The sequence below is a fragment of the Kitasatospora purpeofusca genome, from assembly GCF_034043715.1.
Taxonomy (GTDB): Bacteria; Actinomycetota; Actinomycetes; order Streptomycetales; family Streptomycetaceae; genus Kitasatospora; species Kitasatospora purpeofusca_A.
The window spans coordinates 97155-121151 of sequence record NZ_JAXCLC010000010.1; the positions used below are offsets into that span (position 1 = coordinate 97155).

General features: G+C 74.3%; 23 protein-coding genes and 1 riboswitch. Of the genes, 15 read left to right on the plus strand and 8 right to left on the minus strand.

Annotated features, from left to right (window positions below; all coding sequences use genetic code 11):
• Window positions 1–104: 104 nt before the first annotated feature.
• A complete protein-coding gene (locus tag SM793_RS07805; protein ID WP_320437308.1) occupies window positions 105–500 on the minus strand; it encodes a DUF3224 domain-containing protein in 396 nt (131 codons plus the stop codon).
• Window positions 501–635: 135 nt separating this feature from the next.
• Window positions 636–1751 (minus strand): PP2C family protein-serine/threonine phosphatase, encoded by a 1116-nt coding sequence (locus tag SM793_RS07810; protein ID WP_320437309.1) that lies wholly within the window; start codon window positions 1749–1751, stop codon window positions 636–638.
• A gap of 219 nt (window positions 1752–1970) precedes the next feature.
• Here SM793_RS07810 and SM793_RS07815 point away from each other — a divergent pair, with 219 nt between their 5' ends.
• Window positions 1971–2912, plus strand: coding sequence for a pseudouridine synthase (locus SM793_RS07815; RefSeq protein ID WP_320437310.1), 942 nt, complete (start codon window positions 1971–1973; stop codon window positions 2910–2912).
• 79 nt (window positions 2913–2991) lie between these two features.
• Here the strand turns inward: SM793_RS07815 and SM793_RS07820 are convergent, their stop codons facing one another.
• The 3 genes from SM793_RS07820 to SM793_RS07830 all read right to left on the minus strand — a co-directional run bounded on the left by SM793_RS07820 (window position 2992) and on the right by SM793_RS07830 (window position 9257).
• Window positions 2992–6720, minus strand: a complete 3729-nt coding sequence (locus SM793_RS07820) for a SpoIIE family protein phosphatase (protein ID WP_320437311.1) — start codon at window positions 6718–6720, stop codon at window positions 2992–2994.
• 437 nt (window positions 6721–7157) lie between these two features.
• Window positions 7158–8231: a serine hydrolase domain-containing protein gene (locus SM793_RS07825; RefSeq protein WP_320437312.1), complete on the minus strand. Its 1074-nt coding sequence runs from the start codon at window positions 8229–8231 to the stop codon at window positions 7158–7160.
• A 108-nt stretch (window positions 8232–8339) separates the two neighbouring features.
• Window positions 8340–9257 (minus strand): glycoside hydrolase family 19 protein, encoded by a 918-nt coding sequence (locus tag SM793_RS07830; RefSeq protein ID WP_320437313.1) that lies wholly within the window; start codon window positions 9255–9257, stop codon window positions 8340–8342.
• Between the two features lie 271 nt (window positions 9258–9528).
• Between SM793_RS07830 and SM793_RS07835 the strand changes: the two genes are divergently transcribed.
• Window positions 9529–10302, plus strand: coding sequence for a GntR family transcriptional regulator (locus SM793_RS07835; RefSeq protein WP_320437314.1), 774 nt, complete (start codon window positions 9529–9531; stop codon window positions 10300–10302).
• A 149-nt stretch (window positions 10303–10451) separates the two neighbouring features.
• Window positions 10452–12071, plus strand: a complete 1620-nt coding sequence (locus tag SM793_RS07840; protein ID WP_320437315.1) for an alkaline phosphatase family protein — start codon at window positions 10452–10454, stop codon at window positions 12069–12071.
• A 69-nt stretch (window positions 12072–12140) separates the two neighbouring features.
• On the opposite strand, the gene SM793_RS07845 is transcribed toward SM793_RS07840, so the two are convergent.
• Entirely contained in the window at window positions 12141–12554 is a 414-nt protein-coding gene (locus SM793_RS07845) for an HIT family protein (RefSeq protein WP_320437316.1), read from the minus strand.
• Between the two features lie 149 nt (window positions 12555–12703).
• On the opposite strand from SM793_RS07845, the gene SM793_RS07850 reads away from it, so the two are divergent.
• Window positions 12704–12901, plus strand: a complete 198-nt coding sequence (locus SM793_RS07850; RefSeq protein WP_320437317.1) for a YegP family protein — start codon at window positions 12704–12706, stop codon at window positions 12899–12901.
• A 128-nt stretch (window positions 12902–13029) separates the two neighbouring features.
• Here the strand turns inward: SM793_RS07850 and SM793_RS07855 are convergent, their stop codons facing one another.
• Window positions 13030–13725 carry an MSMEG_1061 family FMN-dependent PPOX-type flavoprotein gene (locus SM793_RS07855; RefSeq protein ID WP_320437318.1) on the minus strand — a complete coding sequence of 232 codons (696 nt, stop codon included), beginning with the start codon at window positions 13723–13725 and terminating at the stop codon, window positions 13030–13032.
• A 128-nt stretch (window positions 13726–13853) separates the two neighbouring features.
• Between SM793_RS07855 and SM793_RS07860 the strand changes: the two genes are divergently transcribed.
• A complete protein-coding gene (locus tag SM793_RS07860) occupies window positions 13854–14159 on the plus strand; it encodes an antibiotic biosynthesis monooxygenase family protein (RefSeq protein ID WP_320437319.1) in 306 nt (101 codons plus the stop codon).
• 28 nt (window positions 14160–14187) lie between these two features.
• Here SM793_RS07860 and SM793_RS07865 read toward each other — a convergent pair whose 3' ends face one another.
• On the minus strand, window positions 14188–14436 hold the full coding sequence (locus SM793_RS07865; protein ID WP_320437320.1) for an SCO4226 family nickel-binding protein: 249 nt from the start codon (window positions 14434–14436) through the stop codon (window positions 14188–14190).
• 247 nt (window positions 14437–14683) lie between these two features.
• Window positions 14684–14811: riboswitch (FMN riboswitch) on the plus strand.
• A gap of 221 nt (window positions 14812–15032) precedes the next feature.
• On the opposite strand from SM793_RS07865, the gene SM793_RS07870 reads away from it, so the two are divergent.
• The 10 genes from SM793_RS07870 (at window position 15033) to SM793_RS07915 (ending at window position 23964) form a co-directional block, all read left to right on the plus strand.
• Window positions 15033–15737, plus strand: coding sequence for a riboflavin synthase (locus tag SM793_RS07870; protein ID WP_320437321.1), 705 nt, complete (start codon window positions 15033–15035; stop codon window positions 15735–15737).
• Window positions 15734–16396, plus strand: a complete 663-nt coding sequence (locus SM793_RS07875; protein ID WP_320437322.1) for a nicotinamide mononucleotide transporter family protein — start codon at window positions 15734–15736, stop codon at window positions 16394–16396. The genes SM793_RS07870 and SM793_RS07875 overlap by 4 nt, the downstream gene beginning before the upstream one ends.
• The gene (locus SM793_RS07880; RefSeq protein ID WP_320437323.1) at window positions 16393–17670 is read left to right on the plus strand and encodes a bifunctional 3,4-dihydroxy-2-butanone-4-phosphate synthase/GTP cyclohydrolase II; all 1278 of its coding nucleotides are present in this window, start codon (window positions 16393–16395) and stop codon (window positions 17668–17670) included. Before SM793_RS07875 ends, SM793_RS07880 begins: the two co-directional genes overlap by 4 nt.
• A gap of 66 nt (window positions 17671–17736) precedes the next feature.
• Complete coding sequence (ribH, locus tag SM793_RS07885; RefSeq protein ID WP_320437324.1) at window positions 17737–18207, plus strand: 6,7-dimethyl-8-ribityllumazine synthase; 471 nt, start codon at window positions 17737–17739, stop codon at window positions 18205–18207.
• 95 nt (window positions 18208–18302) lie between these two features.
• Window positions 18303–18575, plus strand: a complete 273-nt coding sequence (locus tag SM793_RS07890) for a phosphoribosyl-ATP diphosphatase (protein ID WP_030306151.1) — start codon at window positions 18303–18305, stop codon at window positions 18573–18575.
• A gap of 139 nt (window positions 18576–18714) precedes the next feature.
• Window positions 18715–19563 (plus strand): ATP phosphoribosyltransferase, encoded by an 849-nt coding sequence (gene hisG, locus SM793_RS07895; protein WP_320437325.1) that lies wholly within the window; start codon window positions 18715–18717, stop codon window positions 19561–19563.
• Window positions 19564–19687: 124 nt separating this feature from the next.
• Window positions 19688–20122 carry a PH domain-containing protein gene (locus SM793_RS07900; RefSeq protein ID WP_320437326.1) on the plus strand — a complete coding sequence of 145 codons (435 nt, stop codon included), beginning with the start codon at window positions 19688–19690 and terminating at the stop codon, window positions 20120–20122.
• Between the two features lie 288 nt (window positions 20123–20410).
• Window positions 20411–21760, plus strand: coding sequence for a hemolysin family protein (locus SM793_RS07905; RefSeq protein WP_320437327.1), 1350 nt, complete (start codon window positions 20411–20413; stop codon window positions 21758–21760).
• Window positions 21757–22803, plus strand: coding sequence for a hemolysin family protein (locus SM793_RS07910; RefSeq protein ID WP_320437328.1), 1047 nt, complete (start codon window positions 21757–21759; stop codon window positions 22801–22803). The genes SM793_RS07905 and SM793_RS07910 overlap by 4 nt, the downstream gene beginning before the upstream one ends.
• Window positions 22804–22980: 177 nt before the next feature.
• Window positions 22981–23964, plus strand: a complete 984-nt coding sequence (locus tag SM793_RS07915; protein ID WP_320437329.1) for an NAD-dependent epimerase/dehydratase family protein — start codon at window positions 22981–22983, stop codon at window positions 23962–23964.
• Window positions 23965–23997: the final 33 nt, after the last annotated feature.

A 23997-nucleotide genomic window follows, 5' to 3' on the forward strand; every position in this document is an offset into this window, starting at 1 on the left:
TCACTCTCCGTCGATACCCCGGCCATCCGTCACTCTCCGATGTCGACCGTGTATTGATCGCATCATCGTGACAGCAGTCGGACGTACCGCACCGGCGCCGCGCCTCAGCCCAGCTCGTACTCCAGGACGTAGGTGTGCCGGCCCTCCTCGTCCACCTCCAGCTCGAACACCCCCGTGATCCCCGTCAGCTCGCCCGAGCCCGTGCCCGCGACCACCCGGATCGCCAGCCGCTCGCCGTGGCTGCCCGGCGCCGAGTGCTGCAGCACGAACGACCCCTGCCGCCCGTCCAGGGCGCCCGTGAACCGCTCCACCGCCACGTACGCGGCCGGGCCGCCCGCGCCGTCCAGCACCGACAGCATCCGCACCACGCTTGCCCCGGTCAGCCCGCCGGTGAACTCCTTGGTGATCCGCACCCGGCCGAGCGTCGCACCCGGCTGCTCGTCCGTCTCCTCCGGCTCGAACGCCGTCACCTCGAAGGCCCCACTCGCCCTGCCGCCCATCGCACCGTCCCCTCGACGAAGCCCGCGCGCCCGGTCAGTACCGACCGCGGGCCCACCCTCGCACGTCCCACTGACAACCCGCCCCGGAACGGCCGGCGGTCCGAGAGTCAGCAGTCAGCAGTCAGCAGTCAGCGGTCAGCGGTCCCAGCGGACGGCGAGGGCGGCGGCGTCGTCGGCGAGGCCGCCCGGGGAGACCCAGGAGGCGAGGTCGGGCAGCAGGGCGTCCATCAGGTCGTCCGGGGTCCCGGCCGGGAGCTCGGCGAAACGGGCGGGCAGGGGGTAGAACTCGCCCGCCGCGTCACGGGCCTCGGAGACCCCGTCGGTGTACAGCAGCAGCAGGTCGCCGGGCCACGGGTCGACCGGCTCGGCGGTGTAGCGGCCGTCCCCGAGCAGGCCCAGCAGGCCCAGCGGCGGGGCGTGCCGGGTGGGAACGAGCTCGGTGACCCGGCCGGCGCGGCGCAGCAGCGGGTGCGGATGGCCGCAGTTGACCAGCAGGGCCGCGCTGTCCCCGCGGTCCACGCCGAGCAGCACCGCGGTCACGAACCGCCCCTCGGCGGGCCGCCCGGCCAGCGCGGCGTCCAGGTGTTCGGCGAGCCGGGCGAGGTCCGGCTCGGTGCGCGCGGTCGAGCGGAAGGCGCCGAGCACGTCCGCCGCGGTCTCGACGGCCGACAGGCCGTGGCCCTGGACGTCCCCGAGCAGGATCCGGATCCCGAACGGCGTGTCCACCACCTCGTACAGGTCGCCGCCGATCCTCGCCTCGGCCGCCGCCGCCACGTACCGGACGGCGATCCGCAGCGGCCCGATCCGCTCGGGCGGCGGGCGCAGCAGGGCCCGCTGGGCCGCCTCGGCGACGGTCCGCACCTGGAACAGCTCGCGCTCGCGGGCGGCGATCAGCACCACGTTGGCGGTGCTGGCGAGGGTGGTGGCGGTGATGGTGATCAGCGAGGCGAGGTGGACGGAGAGCGGCAGGTGGGAGTTGAACTCCTCCAGCAGACCGGCCACGACGACGGCGGCCACACCGGTGGCGAGCGGCACCCGGGCCCGGCGGGTGGTGGCCCCGACCAGGACGGGCGCCGCGGCGAGCACCGGCGACAGGGTGCTGCCGGGGCCGGTCAGCAGGTCCGTCAGGACGGCCCCGACCAGCAGCAGGAAGGCACCGCCGAGCAGCAGCCTGGTCCGCCGCGGCAGCCGGGGCGGCGGCACGGCCTCCGGTGCCGCGGCGCCCTCGGGGCCCTCGCCGCTCGCGCTCACGCACCCGCCTCCAGGACACTCGACGGTCCGACGACTCGACGGCGGCGCCCACCGGGGCGCCGCCCCCTCCGTCCACTCTCCACCGCCGCCCGCCCCACCGGCATCCCGGCGCCCGCCGTACCGGCCTCTGTACGCCCGCCGTACGGGTCCGCCCGCCCGCCGTACCGAGTCCGCCCGCCGTCCGCCCGGGGGCCGGGACGAACTAGGCTGACCGACGCGATGAGACGTAGGAGCGCGGCCCCGACCTCCCCCCTGCCGCAGCGGCGGGGGGTGGATCCGGTGCACCTGCGGCTGCCGGTCACCGGCGGGCCGTGGGAGACCGTGCGGGAGTACCTGGTGGAGCGGCTGCCCGCGGTGGCGGTGGAGCGGGTGGACGGGCTGCTGCGGGCCGGGGAGGTGGTCGGCGAGGACGGCCGGTCCGTCGGCGCGGCCGACCCGTTCCGGCCGGGCGCCCACCTGTGGTTCTACCGGGAGCTGCCGGCCGAGGTGCCGGTCCCGTTCGAGCTGGAGGTGCTGCACCGGGACGAGCACCTGGTGGTGGTCGACAAGCCGCACTTCCTGGCCACCACCCCGCGCGGGCGGCACGTCGTCGAGACGGCCCTGAGCCGGCTGCGGCACACGCTGGCCCTGCCCGCGCTGAGCCCGGCGCACCGGCTGGACCGGTTGACGGCGGGGCTGGCGATGTTCGTGGTGCGGCCGCAGGACCGGGGCGCCTACCAGTCGCTCTTCCGGGACCGGCTGGTCCGCAAGGAGTACCGGGCGGTGGCGGCCCACGACCCGGCGGTGGAGCTGCCCCGCACCGTGCGCAGCCACATCGTGAAGGAGCGCGGCGTGATCGCCGCCCAGGAGCTGGACGCGCCGCCGAACAGCGAGAGCCTGATCGGGCTGCTGGAGCGGCGCGACGGGCTGGGCCACTACCTGCTGCGGCCGTCCACCGGCCGGACGCACCAGCTGCGGCTGCACATGAGCGGCCTGGGCCTGCCGATCCTGGGCGACCCGGTGTACCCGGTGGTGCTGCCGGAGCCGGCCCCGGACGACTTCCGCCGCCCGCTCCAACTGCTCTCCGCCGCGATGGAGTTCACCGACCCGCTGACCGGCCGTCCATGCCGCTTCGAGAGCCGCCGGACCCTGGCGGCCTGGTCGGACCCGGAGTCCTGGTAGCCCGGCCCGGGCCGGCGCGACCACCGACCCTCGGCGGGACGGGCCCCGGGCCCGTCACCGCCGGGAACGCGCCGGGCGCTCAGCGCTCCGACAGCCCCGGCGGCAGCTCCAGTTCGAACCACACCACCTTCCCGTCCGGTGTCCGCCGGGTGCCCCACCGGTGGGCGAGCTCGTTCACCAGGTGGATGCCGCGCCCGCCCTCGTCCTCCTCGTCGGCGCGCCGCATCCGGGGCGTACCGGCGTCCCGGTCGGCCACCTCCACGGTCAGCGTGCGGTTGCACAGCAGCCGCAGCTGCGTGGGCGAACCTGCGTGCACCAGCGCGTTGGTGATCAGTTCGCTGGTCAACAGCTCGGCCCAGTCGGCCAGCTGCGCCAGCCCCCAGCCGGTGAGCGTCTCCCGGGTGAACCGGCGCGAGTGGGCCACCATCGCGTGGTCGTCGTCGAGCGGAAGGGTGGCGATCCGGTCCGAACCGGCCGGCCGGGCCTGCGCCATGATGACCGCGATGTCGTCCTCGCTGCTGCGGCCGGTGAGTTCGGAGAGCACCGCGTCGCAGGTCTGCTCCAGCGAGCCGCGCCGGTCCGCGATGGTGCGGCACAGCAGCCGCAGCCCCTCGTCGAGGTCACGCCCGCGCCGTTCGACCAGGCCGTCGGTGTACAGGGCCAGCAGGCCCTCCTCCGGGAGGGTGAACCCGACGCTCTCGAACGGCACTCCGCCGACCCCGAGCGGCGCGCCGGGCGGCAGCTCCAGCAGCCGGGCGTTCCCCCCGGTGTCGGCCACCACCGGCGGCAGGTGGCCCGCGCAGGCGGCGGTGCAGCTCCGGTCGACCGGGTCGTACACCACACAGACGCAGGTGGCGAACTGGCCCTCGCCGATCGCCGTGGTGGCCTCGTCCAGCCGCTGCATCACCCGGTCGGGCGCCAGCTCCAGCGTGATCAGCGTCCGGGCCACCGTGCGCAGTTGGCCCATCGTGGCGGCGGCCCTGATGCCGTGCCCCATCACGTCGCCGACCACCAGCGCGACCCGGCCCGAGGAGAGCGGGACGACGTCGAACCAGTCCCCGCCGACCTCGCTCACCACACTGCTCGGCAGGTAGCGGTAGGCGATCTCCAGCCCCAGCGTGCGGTGGATCTCCTGCGGCAGCAGGCTGCGCTGGAGGGTGAGCGCGGTCTCCCGCTCCCGCCGGTAGAGCCGGCCGTTGTCGATGGCCAGCGCGGTGCGCCCGACCAGCTCCTCGGCCAGCGCGCGGTCCGCCGGGCCGAACGGCAGCGGATTGCGGGTCCGGATGAACTCCGCGCCGCCCAGCACCAGTCCGCGCGCCATCAACGGCACCATCAGGTACGAGTGCACACCCGCGTCCAGGCCCGGCTGGACCCGGTCCTCCGAGGCGACGATCCGGCGCAGCCCCGCCTCGTCGACCTCCGACACCAGGATGGACCGCCCGGTGCGCAGGCTCTCCGCGTACACCTGGGCCGACTGCGAGGTCTCGCCGACCGCGTCGGCGGCGTCCGACATCAGCCCGTCGGCGTCCAGTTCGCCGACCGCCACCGCCCGCATCAGCACCGAGCCGTCCGGCGGCACCGGCGCCGGGTCCTCGCCGCCGAGCACCGCCTCGCGCAGGTCGACGGTGACGAAGTCGGCGAACCGGGGGATCACCACCTCGATCAACTCGTGGGCGGTGCGGTGCAGATCCAGGGTGGTGCCGATCCGGTTGGACGCCTCGTTGAGCAGCGACAGCCGCTGCTGCGCGGCCCACGCCTCGTCGAGCGCGCGCTGCCGGGCGGCCGCCGCGTCCCGCTCCCGGGTGAACAGCAGCGCGTTGTCGATCGACACGGCCGCCCGCACCGCCAACTCGCCGGCCAGCGCGAGGTCGTCGTCCTCGTACGGGCGTTCCACCACCGTCCGGTAGAACGCCGCGACGCCGACCGGCGAACCGCGCGCGATCAGCGGCACCACCATGAACGAGCGGACCTGCTGCTCGTGCACCGCCGCGGCGCGCACCGGATCGTCCCGGAACCAGGCCATCCCGGCCTCGTCCATCCGCGGGACCAGCACCGGACGGCGGTGGCGGAGCGCCCAGGCGTACGGGGAGGAGGCCGGGAAACGGTGCACCCCGCCGCTCCGGTCGATCGGCCGCAGGGTGGAGCGGTCCGCCGAATGGAAGGCCATTCGCCGCAGCAGCGCCGAGCCGTCGCCGGACGGCCGCGCCTCGCGCTCGCCGCGCACCAGGTCGTCCAGCACTTCGACCACCACCGTGTCGGCCAGCCGGGGGGTCGCCACCGCGGCCAGCTCCTCGGCGGTCTGCGCGAGGTCCAGGGTGGTGCCGATCCGGGCGGAGGCCACATTGACCAGCGCGAGCCGCTCCTGCGCGGCCTTGGCCTCGCGCAGCGCCTGCTGGCGGGCGAGCACGATCTGGTGCTGGCGCAGGTAGAGCCGCGCGTTGTCGATGGCCACGGCGGCCCGGGAGGCAAGCTCGTCACCCAGCGTGATGTCGGCCGCGGCGAAGGACTCCCGTTCGCCGCGCCGGGAGTAGACGATCATGCCGAGCGTGGTGCCGCGCGCCACCAGCGGGGTGATCCGCACCGAACGCGGACGGTCGCCGAGGAAGGCCTGCCGCCGGCTCTCGGTGATCGTGTCGCTCAGCGGCGGCAGTTCCCAGGACGGCACCACCACCGTCCGCCCGGTGGCCAGCGCCCGCGCGTACGGGGAGTCCGGCGTCAGCTCGTACACGGTGTCGACCGGCAGCGCCTCCGCCGGGTACAGCGGATCGGAGGTCGCCAGGGCCAGCCGGCGCACGTGCTGCGGCGCGGCCGGGTCCAGCGGCTCGACGCTCCGGCCGGCCGCCAGCGCCTCCAGGGCGAAGACGCCGCTGATGTCGGCCACCTCGGGCACCATGGCGTCGGCCAGCTCCCGGGCGGTCTGCCGCAGGTCCAGGGTGGTGCCGATGGAGGCGGTGGCCTCGACCAGCAGGGCGAGCCGCTCCTGCGCGCGGGCGGCACGGGCGTCGGCCCGGAAGCGCTCGGTGATGTCGATGATGGTCGAACTCACGCCGAGCACCCGGCCGCCCGGCTCCTCCAGCCGGAAGTAGGAGGCGGACCAGGCGTGGTCGTGGGTCGGGTCGCCCGGGGTGCGGCCGTGCGAGCGGGCGTCCAGTACCGGTTCGCCGGTCTCCAGCACCCGGCGCATCACGGCCTCGCTCTCCGCGCCGTTGATCCCGGGCAGCAGCTCGGTCAGCCGGTGCCCGAGGTGCCGCGCGACCGGCAGCCCGTTGACCCGGGCCAGCGCCTCGTTGATCCGCACGAAGGCGAGCTGGGAGTCGTAGACGGCCATCCCGACCGGCGACTGCGAGAAGAAGCCGTCCAGCACCGCCAGGTCCGCCTGGATCCGGCGCAGTGTGGTCACGTCCGAGGCCACCGCGAGCACCAGCGGCCTGCCGGCCGGACCGACTACCGGATGCGTGCGGAACTCCAGGTTGACGTGGTGCCCGTCCCGGTGGCGCACCGGGAACACCCCGGACCAGCCGCGGCCGTCCAGGATCTTCTGGAACAGCGCCAACACCTCCGGCCGCTGCTCCTCCGAGGCCAGCAACTGGGCGGCCCGCGCGCCGATCGCCTCCTCCGCGGAGTAGCCGAGCAGGGCCTCGGCATCGCTGCTCCAGTGCAGGATCCGGCCGTCGGCCTCGATCAGCGCGGTGGCGATCGGCACCATCAGCAGCGCGTCCGGCCCCTCGGCCGGCTCGGGGCGCACCCCGTCGCCGGGCGGTACCCGCCCGGGCGCGTCGGCCTCGCTCTCACGACGCTCGTTCACCATGCTCGGTCACCATGGCCAGCACCGCCCGGAGGTCGTCCCATCAGCCCTGCCATCCTCCCATGCCCCCTACCACCCCCGCACGGCACAGCCGCTCCGCGGAGCGGTCACCCGCCGCCCGGGCGGGCGGGGGGGGGCCGGGGTGGACGGGGCGGGTGGGGTGAACGGGCGGGGTGGACGCGTGGCCGGGGCGACGGCCGGCGGTCCCGCCCGGGCCCCGGCCCCTTGACCCGGTCCCTTTTCCCGGCCCCTTGCCCCGGCCGTGCCCGTGCGTCCGCCTCCCGGCCGCCGGACAGCGGCGGCCGGGAGGAGCCCCGGGCGTGGTGGTCCGCCGGCCCGCCTGGCCACTTTGCAAAGTCGCCCGAGGTGTTTGCAAAGTCCCGCCCGGGCCGGAGCGGGACTTTGCAAAGTCAGCGGGGACTTTGCAAAGTCCCGTCCCGCTACCGGCCAGGGAAGGTGGCGCGGGTGGTTTGGAGGGTGCGCAGGAGGCGGACGGCGGGGGTGTCGACGGAGCGGCGGGTGTTGGCGAGGACGATCACGCCGACCTGGCGTTCCGGGTCGAAGGCGATGAAGGAGCGGTAGCCGCCCGTGCCGCCGTTGTGCCAGATCTGGAGGTGGCCGCCCTGGCGTGAGTGGAGGCGGTGGCCGAGCCAGCCGAGGTGCATCCAGGCGACCGGGTTGACCCGGTGCCGCACCTCGCGGGTGAGGGCGATCGCGGGCCCCAGCGGCGTGTCCTCGGCGTCGCCGGTCAGTTGGGCCTGGAGGAGGACCGCCAGGTCGGCCGCGGTGGAGCGGAGTCCGCCCGCGCCGGCGAGGTCGGCGAGGTGCCAGGCGGGGACCGGCCGTCCGCCGGGGGTGTGCCCGGGGGCGAGGCGGGCCGTCTGCTCCGGGTCGGGCTCCAGGACGGTGTCCGCCAGCCCGAGCGGTTCGCAGACCTCCCGCCGGACGAGTTCCCCGTAGCCGACGCCGGCCCGGTGGGCGAGTGCGAGGCCGAGGAGTCCGGCGCCGAGGTTGGAGTAGCGGAAGCTGCGGCCGGGGGCGGCCCGGAGCCTGGTCCGGCCGAGGCCGGCCAGCAGGGAGTCGGCGGTGCAGTGCGCGTACGGGTCGGGCTTGTTGGGGCTGAGGAGGGAGGAGAGCAGCATGCCGGCGGGCAGCCTCGGCAGGCCGGAGGTGTGGGTGGCGAGGTGCCTCAGGGCGAGCGGCTCCGAGCCCTTGGCCGGGACGGTGACGCCGGCCGGGAGGGCGTCGGCGAGGACGTCGGCGAGCGGGTCGTCCAGGGTGACGGTGCCCGCCAGCGTCAGCCGGGCGAGCGCGAGCGAGGTGAAGACCTTGGTCACCGAGCCGATCTCGAAGAGGGTGTCGGGACCGGGGGGACCGCCGGCGGCCCCGGGGCCGGTGCGTCCGGCGCCGCGGATCTCCACTGTTCCGCGGGCGAGCCCGGCGACCACCGCGCCGACCTGTTGGCCGGCGAGGCGGTCGGCGGTCTGCTGGACGAGGCTGCCAAGATCGTTCATGAGTACGAGCCTAGGAGGGGCGGGACGGCAGTGGCGTCCACCGAGGCGACGATTTCGGCACCCGCCGCTCGTCCCCGGGACGTACGGCGCGGCCGTCCCGCCGGTCCGTCAGCAGCCCAGGTTGTTACCGGGGACGGTGCCGAGCAGCTGGGTGAAGCGCTGGTAGGCGTCGATCCGGCTCTGCACCTGCGCGGGGTTGCCGCCGTTGCACTCCAGCGAGCCGTTGATGCTGCGGATGGTCTCGCCGAAGCCCGCGCCGTTGACCATGGCGTTGTGGGGGGTCATGGTGCCGGGCCCGTTCTGGGTGTTCCAGTACCAGAGCGCGGTCTTCCAGGCCACGGCCGGGTCGGTCTGCACCAGGTTGGGGTTGCGCAGCAGGTCGATGCCGAGGGCGTCGCCGGCGGCCTTGTAGTTGAAGTTCCAGCTCAGCTGGATCGGCCCGCGCCCGTAGTAGGCGGACTGTCCGGCGGGGCAGCCGTAGGGCTGTGAAGTGTCGCAGTAGTGCGGGTAGTTGGCGGTGTTCTGCTCCACCACGTACACCAGCGCGCCGGTTTCGTGGTTGACGTTGGCGAGGAACGCCGCGGCCTCCTGCTTGCGCACGGTGTCGGTGCCGGTGGCGGCGAACGCGGGGTACGCGGAGAGGGCGTCGATCAGGCCCTGGTAGGTGTAGAAGGGGTTCCGGTTCGGGAACATCTGGTTGAACTGCGCCTGGCTGACCGGGAATCCGCCCGGGTTCACGGTGCCCGTGGGGGTGGGCGTGCCGGTCGGGTTCGGGCCGGTGCCGCAGCCGCCCTGGTCGGACCAGACGCCCGAACCGCCGGTGCTCGGCGGCTCGTTCTGGGTCCACCACTTGGCGAGCCAGTTGTGGCCGTTGTACGAGACGGCGGCCCCGCCGGTGTAGACGGCGGAGGAGTTCCAGGGCGTCGCGCAGACGGCGGCGCTGGCGTTGGCGGCGGGCAGCAGCAGGATCACCGCGAGCGCCGTGAGGACGGCGGAGAGCAGTGCGAGCAGGCGTTTCGTGGACACTTGATCACCCCTTGTGCGGTGGGGGCCGCACGGTCGTGGAGGACGGGAGGTCGGGGCAGGGGAGCCGGGCCCCGCGGTGGGGCCGCGTCGTGGGGGACGGGCCGACCGGGGTGCGGGCCGGGTGCGGGGCTGTCCCAGACTCAAGCGGAGTGGTCTATACCTGTCAAGGGGGTCGGGGCGAATCGCCCGGAAAGGGGCCGGGGCGACGCCCGCCGAGGGGGCACCGGACGGTCTGTCGCGGCCCCGCCGCCGGGTCTGCGAGGATGCCGGGGTGGACCAGACCCCCGACGCCGACGCCCGGTCGGGCCCCGGCGCACCGATCAGGTCGGGCATCCCGGAGCACGGCCGGGTGCCCAAGTACTACGCCGTCAAGGGCCGGCTGGAGGCGCTGCTCGACGAGCTCGGCGAAGGGGGCGTGCTGCCGACCGAGCGCGAGCTCGCCGCCCGCTTCGAGGTGGCCCGGGAGACCCTCCGCCAGGCCCTGCGCGAGCTGTTGATCCAGGGCCGGGTCCGGCGGCGGGGCCGCAGCACCGTGGTGGCCGGCCCCAAGCTGGAGCAGCCGCTCTCGCTGGCGAGCTACACCGAGGGCGTGCGGCGCCAGGGCCGGGTGCCGGGTCGGACCCTGATCGGCCTCGAACGGCTCGGCGCCGACCCCCAGTTGGCCGGACAGCTGCGGATCGGTCCCGGCGATCCGGTCTGGCACCTGGAGCGGGTGCTGCTCGCGGACGGTGAGCGGGTGGGCCTGGAGAGCACCTATCTGGCGGTCGGGCGGGTGCCGGGGCTGGAGGAGGAGTTCGATCCCGGGTCCTCGTTGTACGCGTACCTCGGCGAGAAGGTGGGCATCTCCTTCGGCGCCGCCGACGAGCGGATCGAGACCGTGCTGGCGACCCCGCGCGAGGCGCTGCTGATCGGCACCCCGCCCGCGCTGCCGATGCTGCTGCTGCACCGCCTGACCAGGGACGACGCCGACCGGCCGGTGGAGCGGGTCCGCTCGCTCTACCGGGGCGACCGGTTCAGCTTCACCACCCGGCTCGAAGCGGACTGACCGCCCCCCACCCCCTCGGCGGGCCGCTCATGATCACGAGAAGGTAACGGGTCTGGACCGAATTCGGGCGTTGTTCACACCCGGGTCGGAAATCCGGCGACCCTTGGACACCCGCTGCTCCGACCGTAGTCACCGCCCCGTTCCGCGCCATGACGACGCATCAGGAGAACGACGTGACCCCCCGGATCCCCGCCGCGCAGCAGAGCCACGCCACCCCGCCGAGCCACACCGCCCCGCCCGCCCCCGCCGCCCCGGGCCTGTCCCGCCGGGGACTGCTCCTCGGCACCGCCGCGGCCCTCGCCGCCGGCCCGCTGGCCGCCACCGCCGCCCACGCGGCCACCGCCGCCCCGGCCGCCCGCACGGTCACCGCCGCCACCGCCCGCACCCCCAAGGTCCTGGTCATCGGCCTGGACGGCACCATGCTCACCCGCGTCAAGGACTCCGGCGCCCCGAACCTCGCCGCCCTGATGGCCGGCGGCCTCACCGCCGCGAGCAGCCTCTACGCCAACCCGATGGCGGGCACCTCCTCGGGCCCCGGCTGGTCCACCATCGCCACCGGCGTCTGGCCGGACAAGCACAACGTCCGCGACAACGACTTCACCGCCCCCGCCTTCGCCGCCTACCCGGACTTCCTGACCCGGGTCGAGACCGCGAACCCGGCGCTCGCCACCTACGTGGTGGCTTCCTGGGCGCCGATCGCCGACACCATCTACTCCGGCCGGGTCGACACCCGGGTCGCCACCCCGTCCGCCGAGTACGACACCGGCACCACCGCCCGCGCCGTCGCCCGGCTGCGCGACGGCAACCCCGACGCGGTCTTCGTCCAGCTCGACAACGTCGACCACGCCGGCCACAGCAGCGGCTCCGCCAGCCAGGCCTACCTGGACGCGATCCGGGGCGTGGACGCCCAGGTCGGCCAGATCCTCACCGCCGTCCGGGGCCGGGCAGGCTACGCCCAGGAGGACTGGCTGGTGATGATCACCGCCGACCACGGCCACACCCCCACCGGCGGCCACGGCGGCTCCACCTGGGAGGAGCGGCAGACCTTCCTGATCGCCAACGGCTCGGCGTTCCCGGCCGGTTCGGTCCGCCACGACGTGCGGATGGTCGACATCGCGCCCACCGCCCTGGCCCACCTCGGCATCGCCGCCGACCCCGCCTGGGGCCTCGACGGCGCCCCGGTCCCGGCCCTGGTTCCGGACGACTTCGACGCGCTGCGGCCGCAGCTCACCGGCCGGGTCGACGAGACCGGCATCGCCGCCGGGGTCCTCGGCTTCACCCGCACCGCGCCGGCCGGCTGGTCCGTCGACAACTCGGCGATGGGCACCGGCGGGGTCACCGAGTGGCGCGGCTGGTCGTTCACCACCGACGAGTTCTGGACCAAGGCCCAGCGCGACCAGAACCGCGAACTCAACGTCCGCTCCCGCAACGTCTTCGCCGTCGCCGACTCCGACGAGTGGGCCGACCGGACCTTCCAGGGGAACTACGACTCCACCCTGGTCAGCCCCGAGTACCCGGTGGCGGGCCGGAGCAGTGTCCCGGTCGCCTTCAACACCTTCTACCGGCCGGAGGGCGTCCAGACCGCGCGGGTGCTGGCGGTCTGGGACGGCGGCACGCCCGTCGAGGTGAAGAGCTACACCGCCGACACCAACGGCCGCCAGCGACTGGACCTCGCCGTCCCGGCGGGCGCGAGCCGGCTGCGGCTGCGCTTCCGCTACACCGGCAGCAACAACTGGTACTGGGTGCTCGACAACGTCCGGGTCGGCTGAGCCGGGCCGCCCGGCCGCCGGGCCGCCGGGCCGCCGGGCCGCCCGGCCGCCCGGCCGGCCCGACCGGCCTCAGAGGGCGAGCGCGCCGCGCAGCCGCTCGGCGACCAGCGCCGCGTCCGCCTCGTCGGAGTACGCCCGGCGCGGCCAGAAGAAGCCGCGCAGCCCGTCCTTCGGGTTGCGCGGCACCACATGGATGTGCAGGTGCGGCACCGACTGGCTGACCCGGTTGTTCGCCGCGACGAAGCTCCCCGCCGCCCCCAGCCCGAGTTCCACCGCCGCGGCCACCCGCCGCACCCGCAGGAAGAAGGGGCCCACCGCCGCCGGCGGCAGGTCTGTGAGGGTGGCGTGGTGGTCGCGGGGGACCACCAGCACGTGGCCGGGGAAGAGCGGCCGACGGTCCAGGAAGGCCACCGCCACCTCGTCGTCCAGCACCCGGTGCGCGGGCTCCGTACCGGCGACCACCGCGCAGAAGACGCAGTCCATCCGTCCATTCAACCGGCCCCGGGCCGTCCCGGCACGCGCTCCCGCCCGGGTCACCCGTCCGGACCCCGAGCGGGTGCGGTCCGGCGGCGGCCGGGCGCACCGTGCAGAGGGGACGCGCGGCGCGTCCCGTCGACGAGGAGGTGGCCCGGATGGCGGGCAAGTTCGAGGTGTACGAGGACGCCGGCGGCAAGTACCGGTTCCGGCTCAAGGCGGGCAACGGCGAGATCGTCGCGACCGGCCAGGGCTACGCGAGCAAGGACGCCGCCCACAAGGGCGTCGACGCCGTCCAGCGGGCGGCGAACGGCGCGAGCGTGGTGGACGTCGCCAAATCCGTGGCAGCGGCCTGACCCCGGCGGGTCCGTGCGGGGCCGGACCGGGGCTGCACGAGCGCCCCGGCCGGCCCCGAACCGTCGTCGTTCCGGCCCCGCCCCCGTCCGGCAAGGCCCCCGCGCCCGACCTTCGGGCCCCCGCGCCGCTACTCGTAGCGGTAGAGCAGGGCCTCCCGCTCGTTCTGCTCGATCGCCTCGACGGTCAGCGTCGGGTCCGCCAGGTGCGAGAGCGTGACCTCGGCCGAACTCGGCTGGGCGTCCTTGGCGAGCCAGTTCTCCGGCTTCCACGCCGAGGCGCGCAGGAACGCCTTCGGGCAGTGCGCGAACACCTCCTCGACCGCGACCACGATCGCGCTGCGCGGCGGCTTGCCGACCGCCGTCAGCTGCTCCAGCAGCCGGGGGTCGGTGGAGACACAGGCCCGCCCGTTGACCCGCAGGGTGGTGTCCCGGCCCGGTACGACGAACAGCAGCCCGATCCGGCCGGTCCCGACGATGTTGTGGAGGGTGTCCAGCCGCTTGTTGCCGGTCGCGTCCGGGATCGCCAGGGTGAACTCGTCGAGCACCGACACGAGTCCGGCCGGGCCGCCGCGCGGGGACACGTCGCAGCGCCCGTCCGCGTCCGTGCTGGCCAGGAAGACCAGCGAGGAGCAGGCGATCAGTTGCCGGGCGACCTCGTGGATGCGGTCCACCTGCTTGCGGTGGGCGTGGTCCCCGGGCTGCTCGTAGACCTCCCGCAGCCCGGCCGCGTCACGGACGGAGGTGGCGGCGAGCGCCTCGAACAGGCCGGAGGGCAGCTCCGGTCCGGGGGTTGACGGAACAACGGACTCCGGTGTGCTGGTCATACCGATCAAGGTAGCCGAGCCCGTGCCGGAGCGGCCGTTCGCCGCCGGGAAATCCCCTCCGAACCCCTCGCCACCAGCGTTTTCGCGTCGATAATGGGGCCAGGACGCTTTCTGGGCAGGTGGTCGCCGTGATCGTCAGAATCTGGGCCGGACAGGTCATGGCCGGGTACATCGAGGAGTTCTGCGAGGTGCTGACCAGCAAGGTGCTCCCACAACTCGGGCGCACCGACGGCTGCCTCGGCGGCGAGCTGCTGCGCTCCGTCACCGAGGGCGGGTACCGGGTGCTCGTGGTCAGCCGCTGGCGCGACGAGGCGGCGCTGCTCGGCTACGCGGGGCCGATGTGGCGGATCCGGCCGGTCTGGTCGGAGGGCGAACTTCGCTACCTGGCCCACCCGCCGGAGGTCACCCACTTCACGCCGGTCCCCGCGCCCTGATCGGTCGGGGCCCGCCGCCGGGTCGTGCTCAGACGATCAGCGGAACCGGGTGCACCTCGGCCGCCGGGTGCCCGGTGCGCTCGTGGATCCGCTGCACGGCCTCCTTCGACGGAGCCTCGGACAGGCAGTAGACGTGGCCCGACTCCGGATCGGCCCAGGCCTGCTCGAAGGTCACGCCCTCCTCGGCCTGGATCGCCAGGTCCGCCTGGTGCGCCATCCGCAACTCTTCCTCGGTGATGCCGGCCATCCCGTGGTGGACGTCCATGAACTTGGCCATAGCTCCCGCACCTCCTGCGGTCGCCCGCGGCGGCGCGGGCCGCCGCCCCGGTACCACCAGCCTGCGCCCGACGCACCCCGGCCCGCCACCGGGCGCCCTCGGGCCGCCACCGGACCACCCGACGGCGGCCCCTTCCGACCCCGCGCCGTCCATTCCCCCGCGCCGAGTGAAAGAGACCACAGTGGACGCCTCTCCCTGGCTCCGCGCGGACCGTGGCAGAATGACGGCAGAATCAGCAGTGACGTTCAGCGCACTCCGGGGTCGGTGAAAATCCGAACCGGCGGTTACAGTCCGCGACCCGTCCGCAGCCAGCGGCCGGTTGACCAGGTGAAATTCCTGGACCGACGGTTAAAGTCCGGATGGGAGGCGTGCGCGGCGGACGAGTGAGCAGGGCCCGTGGTCCCCCGGTGGACCTCGGGAGGCGGTGTGCGGCGACGGACGGGGTCCCCCCTCGTTCCGGCGCCCGGTTCGGCGGCAGCCCGGCGACGGGTCCCGTTGCCGTCCGGCGGTCCGCGTACCCCCGTCCCCACACCTGTCCGCGTCCTTCTCCCGTGCCACGCCCCGGAGTCCGCGCCCCAAGCGCGAGGAGAACCCGGGTGTTCACCGGCATCATCGAAGAGCTCGGCGAGGTCGTGTCGATCGAGGAGATCGGCGACTCCTCGCGAATCCGTCTGCGCGGCCCGGTGGTCTGCGAGGGCGCGCGGCACGGCGACTCCATCGCGGTCAACGGCGTCTGCCTGACCGTCGTCGACACCCCCGAGGAACTCGCCTCCGGCACCGGTGAGTTCAGCGCCGATGTGATGGCCGAGACGCTCAACCGTTCCAGTCTGGGCGAGTTGAAGCCCGGCGGCCGGGTCAACCTGGAGCGCGCCATGGCGCTCGGCGCCCGGCTCGGCGGGCACCTGGTGCAGGGCCATGTCGACGCCACCGGCCGGCTGTTGAGCCGCGAACCGGGGCAGCGCGACGCGGCCGGCGAACTCCGCTGGGAGGTGCTGCGGTTCTCGCTGCCCGACTCCGTCTCGCGCTACCTGGTCGAGAAGGGCTCGATCACCGTCGACGGCGTCAGCCTCACCGTGGTCGAGGCCGCCCGCGACAGCTTCACCGTCAGCCTCATCCCGGCCACCCTCGCGCTGACCACCCTGGGCACCAGGGCCGTCGGCGAGAGCGTCAACCTGGAGGTCGACGTCCTCGCCAAGTACGTCGAGCGGCTGCTGGAGGCCCGCACCCTCCCGTCCCTGCCCGCGGCGGACGCGGTGCCTGCGGCGGACGCGCCGGACAACGCCCCGGGGGAGGAGCGGTGAACTGGCTCAACGGCACCTTCCACCTGCTCGGCCAGGACGTCTACCGCTCCGACATCATCGGCAACCTGCTCGGCCTCACCGCACTCGCCCTCGGCTGGCAGCGGTCCCGGCTGACCTGGCCGGTCCAACTGCTCTCCGGACTGGTCCTGGTCGGCGCCTACTGGAGCGCCCACCTCAGCGGCGGCGTCGGCAAGCAGATCGTGGTGGTCGTGGCCGCCGTGTGGGGCTGGACCAGGTGGCAGCGCGGCGCGCGCGGTGAGGGCGACGTCGCCGTGCGGTTCGCCACCGGCCGCGAGCGCGCCGTGCTGATCGGCGGCACCGCGCTCGGCACCCTGGCGGTCGGCACGCTCTTCACCGCCGTCCCGCAACTGTCCTGGGACGCCTGGCCGGACGCCTACATCTTCGTCGGCACCCTGGCCGCGATGGTCGCCCAGGCCCGCGGCTGGGTCGAGTTCTGGTTCGCCTGGATCGCCGTCGACCTGGTCGGCGTGCCGCTCGCCTTCAACAACGGCCTGGTCTTCTCCGGCTTCACCTACTCCGTGTACTTCGTCCTGGTCCTGCTCGGCCTGCGCGCCTGGTGGCAGCGAGGCCGCACCGCACAGCCCGTGACCGACCCCGCCCTCCAGACCGACCCCGCCCTCCAGGGAGCCTCCGCATGACCGAGAACCCCACCGCGCGTCCGGCCGGGAGCCCCGCCGGCGAGTTCGTCCTCGACCCGGTCGAGCGGGCCGTCGCCGACATCGCGCTCGGCCGCGCCGTGATCGTCGTCGACGACGAGGACCGCGAGAACGAGGGCGACATCGTCTTCGCCGCCTCCACCGCCACCCCCGAGCTGATGGCCTTCACCGTCCGCTACAGCTCCGGCGTGATCTGCGCCCCGATGACCGGCGCCGAGCTGGACCGGCTCAAGCTCCCGCCGATGACCCAGGTCAACGAGGACCGCAAGGGCACCGCCTACGCCGTCTCGGTGGACGCCAGGGAGGGCGTCGACACCGGCATCTCCGCCGCCGACCGGGCCCGCACCGTACGCCTGCTCGCCTCGCCCGGCACCGAGCCCGGCGACCTCGCCCGGCCGGGGCACGTCTTCCCGCTGCGCGCCGTCGAGGGCGGCGTGCTGGTCCGCCCCGGCCACACCGAGGCCGCGGTCGACCTGGCCCGGCTGGCCGGCCTGCCGCCGGCCGGCGCGATCGCCGAGGTGGTCAACGACGACGGCACCATGGCCCGGCTGCCCGAACTGGTGGCCTTCGCCCGTGAGCACAACCTGGCGATCATCTCGATCGAGGACCTCATCGCCTACCGCCGCCGCACCGAGCTGCACGTCGACCGGGCCGCCGTCACCGCCCTGCCGACCGCGTACGGCGAGTTCACCGCCGTCGGCTACCGGGGCACCCTCGACGGCGTCGAGCACATCGCGCTGGTCGCCGGCGGACTGGCCGAGGACGGCCGGCTCCCCGACGGCGAGGACGTCCTGGTCCGGGTCCACTCCGAGTGCCTGACCGGCGACGTGCTCGGCTCGCTGCGCTGCGACTGCGGCCCCCAGCTCCAGGCCTCGATGCGGCGGATCGCCGAGGCCGGCCGGGGCGTGCTGCTCTACCTGCGCGGCCACGAGGGCCGGGGCATCGGCCTGGCGCACAAGCTGCGCGCCTACGAACTCCAGGAGCGCGGCCGGGACACCGTCGACGCCAACCTCGACCTGGGCCTGCCCGCGGACGCCCGGGACTACAGCATCGGCGCCCACATGCTCGGCGACCTCGGCGTCCGCTCGCTGACGCTGCTGACCAACAACCCGGACAAGCTCACCGCGCTCACCGAGCACGGGCTCAAGGTGAAGGGGCGCGAGCCGGTGGAGATCCCGGCCGGTGAGCACAACGCGCGCTACCTGCGGACCAAGCGCGACCGGATGGGGCACGACCTGCCCGGCCTCGACGGCTGACCCGGCCGCACCGGCAGCCCACGTCCCTTACCGATCCGCAACCCGAACCACCGAAAGGCACCGCACATGAGCGGCCACGGAGCCCCCGAGCTGACCATCGACAACGCCGCCGACCTCAAGGTCGCCGTGATCGCCGCCCAGTGGCACGAGCAGGTGATGAACGGCCTGCTCGACGGCGCCCACCGCGCCCTCAAGGAGCTGGGCGTCACCGAGCCGACCGTCCTGCGCGTCCCCGGCACCTTCGAGCTGCCGGTGGCCGCCAAGCGCCTCGCCGGGCGCGGCTACGACGCCGTGGTCGCCCTCGGCGTGGTCATCCGCGGCGGCACCCCGCACTTCGACTACGTCTGCCAGGCCGCCGCCTCGGGCCTCACCCAGGTCTCCGTGGACACCGGCGTCCCGGTCGGCTTCGGCGTGCTGACCTGCGACAACGAGCAGCAGGCGGTGGACCGCGCGGGTCTGCCCGGCTCCACCGAGGACAAGGGCCACGAGGCGGTCACCGCGGCCGTCGCGACCGCCCTCGCCCTGCGCGCCCCCTGAGCCGCCGGGCCCGGACCGTGGATGTCCATCGGACTGTCCACGGTCCGGAACCGCTTACCACCCCTGAGCCCGCACGCCGTATGGTGAGTCCCATCATGGCTTCGAAGACATTCGAGGAGCTCTTCACCGAGCTCCAGCAGAAGGCCGCCACCGGCGACCCCTCGTCCTCCCGTACCGCGCAGCTCGTCCAGCAGGGCGTCCATGCGATCGGCAAGAAGGTCGTCGAGGAGGCCGCCGAGGTCTGGATGGCCGCCGAGTTCCAGTCCGACGAGCAGACCGCCGAGGAGATCTCGCAACTCCTCTACCACCTTCAGGTGATGATGGTCGCCCGCGGGCTGACGCTCGACGACGTCTACAAGTACCTCTAGAGACCGCTCGACCTCTGGACCGCCGGACCGCTCGATCTCTGGACTGCCGGACCTCTGGACTGCCGGACGACCGGACCTCCGGTCCGCCCCGGCCGCCCGGAAACCCCACCCCCACCGAACAGGTAAGGAACTGACCTCCATGCTGCGCATCGCCGTGCCCAACAAGGGTTCGCTCTCGGGTCCCGCGGCGGAGATGCTCCATGAGGCCGGCTACCGGCAGCGCAAGGACTCCAAGGAACTGGTGCTGGTCGACCCGGGCAACCAGGTCGAGTTCTTCTTCCTGCGTCCGCGCGACATCGCCGTCTACGTCGGCTCCGGCCGGCTGGACGTCGGTATCACCGGCCGCGACCTGCTGCTGGACTCGCACTCCAACGCCGAGGAGGTGCTCGCGCTCGGCTTCGCCGGCTCGACCTTCCGCTTCGCCCGCCCGGTCGGCGCGGCGGTCGAGGAGGTCGCGGACCTGGAGGGCCTGCGGATCGCCACCTCCTACACCGGCCTGGTCGAGCAGCACCTGGCCGACCGCGGTGTGAAGGCCACCGTCACCAAGCTGGACGGCGCGGTGGAGACCGCGGTGCAGCTGGGCGTCGCCGATGTGATCGCCGACGTGGTGGAGACCGGCACCAGCCTGCGCAACGCCGGCCTGGAGGTGTTCGGCGAGCCGATCCTGATCTCCGACTCCGTGGTGATCCGCCCCAAGGGCGCCGGCGAGGACGCGGCCGTCGACCAGTTCCTGCGCCGGCTGCAGGGCGTGCTGGTGGCCCGCCGCTACGTGCTGATGGACTACGACATCCGCGCCGAGCAGGTCGGCGCCGCCGTCGCCCTGACCCCGGGGCTGGAGTCGCCGACCGTCTCCCCGCTGCACACCGAGGGCTGGGTGGCCGTCCGCTCCATGGTGCTCCGCAAGGAGGCCCAGCAGATCATGGACGATCTGTGGGGCATCGGCGCCCGGGCGATCCTGGTCACCAACATCCACGCCTGCCGCCTCTGAGCGGCGCCGGCATAAGCACCGGTTGAATGGGGTGGGGCCGCCGTCGGCGTCCCCGCCCCGTTTCCGTTGTCCGACCCGTCCGCCGTCCGACCGCCCCACCCCTCGAACCACCCCGGAGCCCCTCGTGTCCACCCCCGCCGAGTTCCCCGTCACCTGGGCCCCGCGCCGCACCCGCGCCGTGCTGCTGCCGGTCTGCGTCGTGCTGGTCGTGCTGTTCGCCGTGATCGCGGTCGCCCTCCCGGCCAACTGGCAGTTCAACGACCGGATCATGATGGTGCTCAGCGGGGTGCTCTTCGCCTCCGTCGGCCTGATGCTGGCGCGGCCGCGGGTCAGCGCCGACGCGGAGGGTGTGACCGTGGTCAACTTCGTCCGCAGCCGCCGGCTGGCCTGGGCGGAGATCGTCGGCGTGAACTTCCGCCAGGGCGACCCGTGGGCCACCCTCGACCTCGCCGACGGCACCTCGCTGGCCGCTGTCGGCATCCAGCCCGGCGTGGGCAGGAACCAGGCGATCGCCGACGCCCGCGCCCTGCGCGACCTGGTCGCGCGGCACGGCGGCTGACACCCGCCGGCCCTCGCCCCGCGCCCGGCGGGCCGTGCCCGGCGCCCGCCGGCCCTCGCCCGACGAGCCGTGCCCGGTCAGCGGCACTCGGTGACCGAAATCCGACGCCCGGCCGTGCCCGAACGTGAATCCTACGGTCGCACGGGTATGGTCTACGCTGGCAAAAGCGGGGCAAAGGCATCGCCCTGCCCGAAATCGACCTGAGGAGTGACACTTCCCGTCCATGGACGATCCGTCCGGTAGTACCCGCGCCGCCCACCCTCCGACCGACGGACGGCAGGCGGCACTGTGATCACGGCCTGGTTGCTGCTTCTCGCGGCCATCCTGCTCATCCTCGCCAACGGCCTCTTCGTGGCCGCCGAGTTCGCCTTCGTGACCGTGGAGCGCGGCGCCGTCGAGCGCGCCGCCGGCACCGGGGACGCCAAGGCCGGCCGGGTCTCCCGCGCCCTGCGCCACCTCTCCTTCGAACTCTCCGGCGCCCAGCTCGGCATCACCGTCACCTCGCTGGTCGTCGGCATGCTCGCCGAGCCCGCGCTGTCGACCCTGCTGAAGCCCCTGTTCACCGCCGTCGGCCTCGCCGACGGCGCCGCCCGCGGCGTCGCCGTGGTCATCGGCATGCTGCTCGCCACCGTGGTCCAGATGGTGATCGGCGAACTGGTCCCGAAGAACTGGGCGATCTCCCGTCCGCTCCAGGTGGCCCGCGCGGTCGCCGCCCCGCACATGGCGTTCTCCCGGGCCTGCCGCCCGCTGATCCGGGTCCTGAACGGCTCGGCCGACCGCACCGTGCGCGCCTTCGGCATCGAGCCGCAGGAGGAGCTGGACCACGCCCGCACCCCCGCCGAGCTGGTCTCGCTCGCCCGGCACTCCGCCCGGGCCGGCGCCATAGACGAGGAGTCGGCCACCCTGTTCGTGCGGACCCTCGGCCTCGGCGACCTCACCGCCGAATCCGTGATGACCCCCCGCGTGGACGTCTCCGCGCTCCAGCGGAGCGCCAGCGCCGCCGACGTCCTCAACCTCACCCGGGCCACCGGCCTGTCCCGCTTCCCGGTGTACACCGACACCCTGGACGAGGTCACCGGCACCGTCACCCTCAAGGACGCGCTCGCCGTCCCCGCCGCCCGGCGCGGCACCGTCCGGGTCGGCGACCTCGCCGTCCCGCCGCTGCTGGTGCCCGAGAGCCTGCCCGCCGAGCGGCTGCTCGACCAGCTGCGCCGCCTCCAGCCGATGGCCATCGTGGTCGACGAGTACGGCGGCACCGCCGGCGTGGTCACCGTCGAGGACATCGTCGAGGAGATCGTCGGCGAGGTGCAGGACGAGCACGACCCGGCCGACGGCCCCGAACTGCTGCCGCTGCCGCCGGTCGACGGGCAGCCCGTCTGGGCGGCCGACGGCCGGTCCCGGCTCGACCAGCTGGAGGCCATCGGCCTGCACGCCCCGGAGGGCCCCTACGAGACCCTGGCCGGTCTCGTCACCGACCTGCTCGGCCGGATGCCGGCCCCCGGCGACCGGGTCGAACTGCCCGGCTGGCGGTTCACCGTCGAGGCCGTGGACCGCCACCGGACCAGCAGGGTCCGGGTGGAACGCACCTCCGGGCACGACCACCCGCACGGCACCGAGGAAGAGGGCCGGACCCGATGACCGCGCTCCAACTCGTCGTCGCCCTCGTACTGCTGCTCGGAAACGCCTTCTTCGTCGGCGCCGAGTTCGCCGTGGTCTCGGTCCGGCGCAGCCAGATCGAACCGCTCGCCGAGGCCGGCAACAAGCGCGCCCGCACCGTGCTGCACGCGCTGTCCAACGTCTCCGCGATGCTCGCCGCCGCACAACTCGGCATCACCGTCTGCTCGCTGGGCCTGGGCGCGCTCGCCGAGCCGACCATCGCCCACCTGCTGGAGGCACCGTTCCACGCGCTCGGCGTCCCCACCGGCCTGATGCACCCGCTCTCGTACGGGATCGCCCTGGCCGTCGTGGTCTACCTGCACATGGTCATGGGCGAGATGGTGCCCAAGAACATGGCGCTGGCCGGCCCGGAGAAGGCCGCGCTCTGGCTCGGCCCGCCGCTGGACCGGCTGGCCCGCTGGCTGGCCCCGGTGATCGCCTTCCTCAACGCCTTCGCCAACGGCGTGCTGCGACTGTTCAAGGTCGAGGGCAAGGACGAGGTCGAGTCGGTCTTCACCACCGAGCAGCTGATCTACCTGCTCGCCGACTCCGGTGACGCCGGACTGCTGGCGAAGGACCGCCAGGAGCGGCTGGAGGACGCCCTGGAGCTGGGCCGCCGCCCGCTGACCGAGGTGCTGCTCACCCCCGAGCAGCTGGTCACCGTGGACACCAAGGTGACCGCCGCCCAGGTCGAGGAGCTGGCGCTGCGCACCGGCTTCTCGCGCTTCCCGGTCACCGACGGCGACCCGGCCGGCCACGGCTACCTGGGGTACCTGCACCTCAAGGACATCCTGGAGGTCGACGACCCGTCGGTGCCCGTCCCGGCTCGGCTGTGGCGGCCGATCACCGTGCTCCGCGGCACCCTGCCGCTGGACGACGCCCTCGGCGCGATGCGCCGGGCCACCAGCCACCTCGCGGCCGTCCTCGACCAGGACGGGCGGACGCTCGGCGTGGTGATGCTGGAGGACGTGCTGGAGGAGCTGGTCGGCGAGGTGCACGACCCGGACCACCGCTCGGCCGCGTAGGCCGGGCAGTCCGGGCCGCCCACGCGGTCCAGGTGGTCCAGTTGGGCCCCGAGCCCCCCGGGAGGCCCCGGGAACCCCGGTTCCGCCCGGGGTTCCCGGGGCCGCTTCGCTCTCGGCGATTCCGCTCTGAGCGTGCGGTGGTTCCCCTGCCGACCGTCCCCGGGCAGGGTGGTCGGCATGAGACTTCTCCTGCTGGGTGGGACGGAATTCGTGGGACGGGCTGTCGCGGAGGCGGCACTGGAGCGGGGCTGGGAGGTGACGGTCTTCCACCGGGGCACGCACGCCGCACCGCCGGGAACGCGGGTGCTGCACGGGGACCGGACGGCCGAGAACGGGCTCGCGGCCCTGGCCGAGGGGGAGTGGGACGCGGTGGTGGACACCTGGTCCGCCGCCCCGTCGGTGGTGCGCGACAGCGCCCGGCTGCTGGCCGGCCGGGTCGGCCGGTACGGGTACGTCTCCAGCCGGTCGGTGTACGCGTACCCGACGGCGGCCGGCGCGGACGAGAGCGCGCCGCTGGTCGAGGGTTCGCCGGACGACGGCGAGATGCCGTACGCGGAGTCCAAGCGCGGCGGCGAGCTGGCGGCGCTGGACGCCTTCGGCGACCGGGCGCTGCTGATCCGGGCCGGGCTGATCGTCGGACCGTACGAGAACATCGGCCGACTGCCCTGGTGGCTGGACCGGATCGCCCGCGGCGGCCCCGTGCTCGCCCCCGGCCCGCGCGACCTCGGGTTGCAGTTCATCGACGTCCGCGACCTCGCGACCTGGACCCTGGACGCGCTCGCGGCCGGCCTCGGCGGCCCGTACGACCTGGTCGGCCCGCGCGGACACAGCACCATGGGCGAGCTGCTGGAGGCCTGTGCGAAGGCCACCGGAGCCGAGCCCGAGCTGCGCTGGACGGCGCCGGAGGCGATCGCCGCGGCCGGCATCGCCCCCTGGGTCCAACTGCCCTTCTGGGTCCCGCCGGGCGAGCTGTACGACACCGTGCACGGCGCGGACGTGAGCAAGGCGCTGGCCGCCGGTCTGCGCTGCCGGCCGGTGGCGGAGACGGCCGCCGACACCTGGGCGTGGCTGCGGTCGATCGGCGGCGTCGCGCCGCAGCGCCCGGACCGCCCGACCGTCGGCCTGGACCCGGAGCTGGAGGCCGCGGCGCTGGCCGGCTGACGCCCGGGCCTGCGCGGATGACCGTCCCGGCGC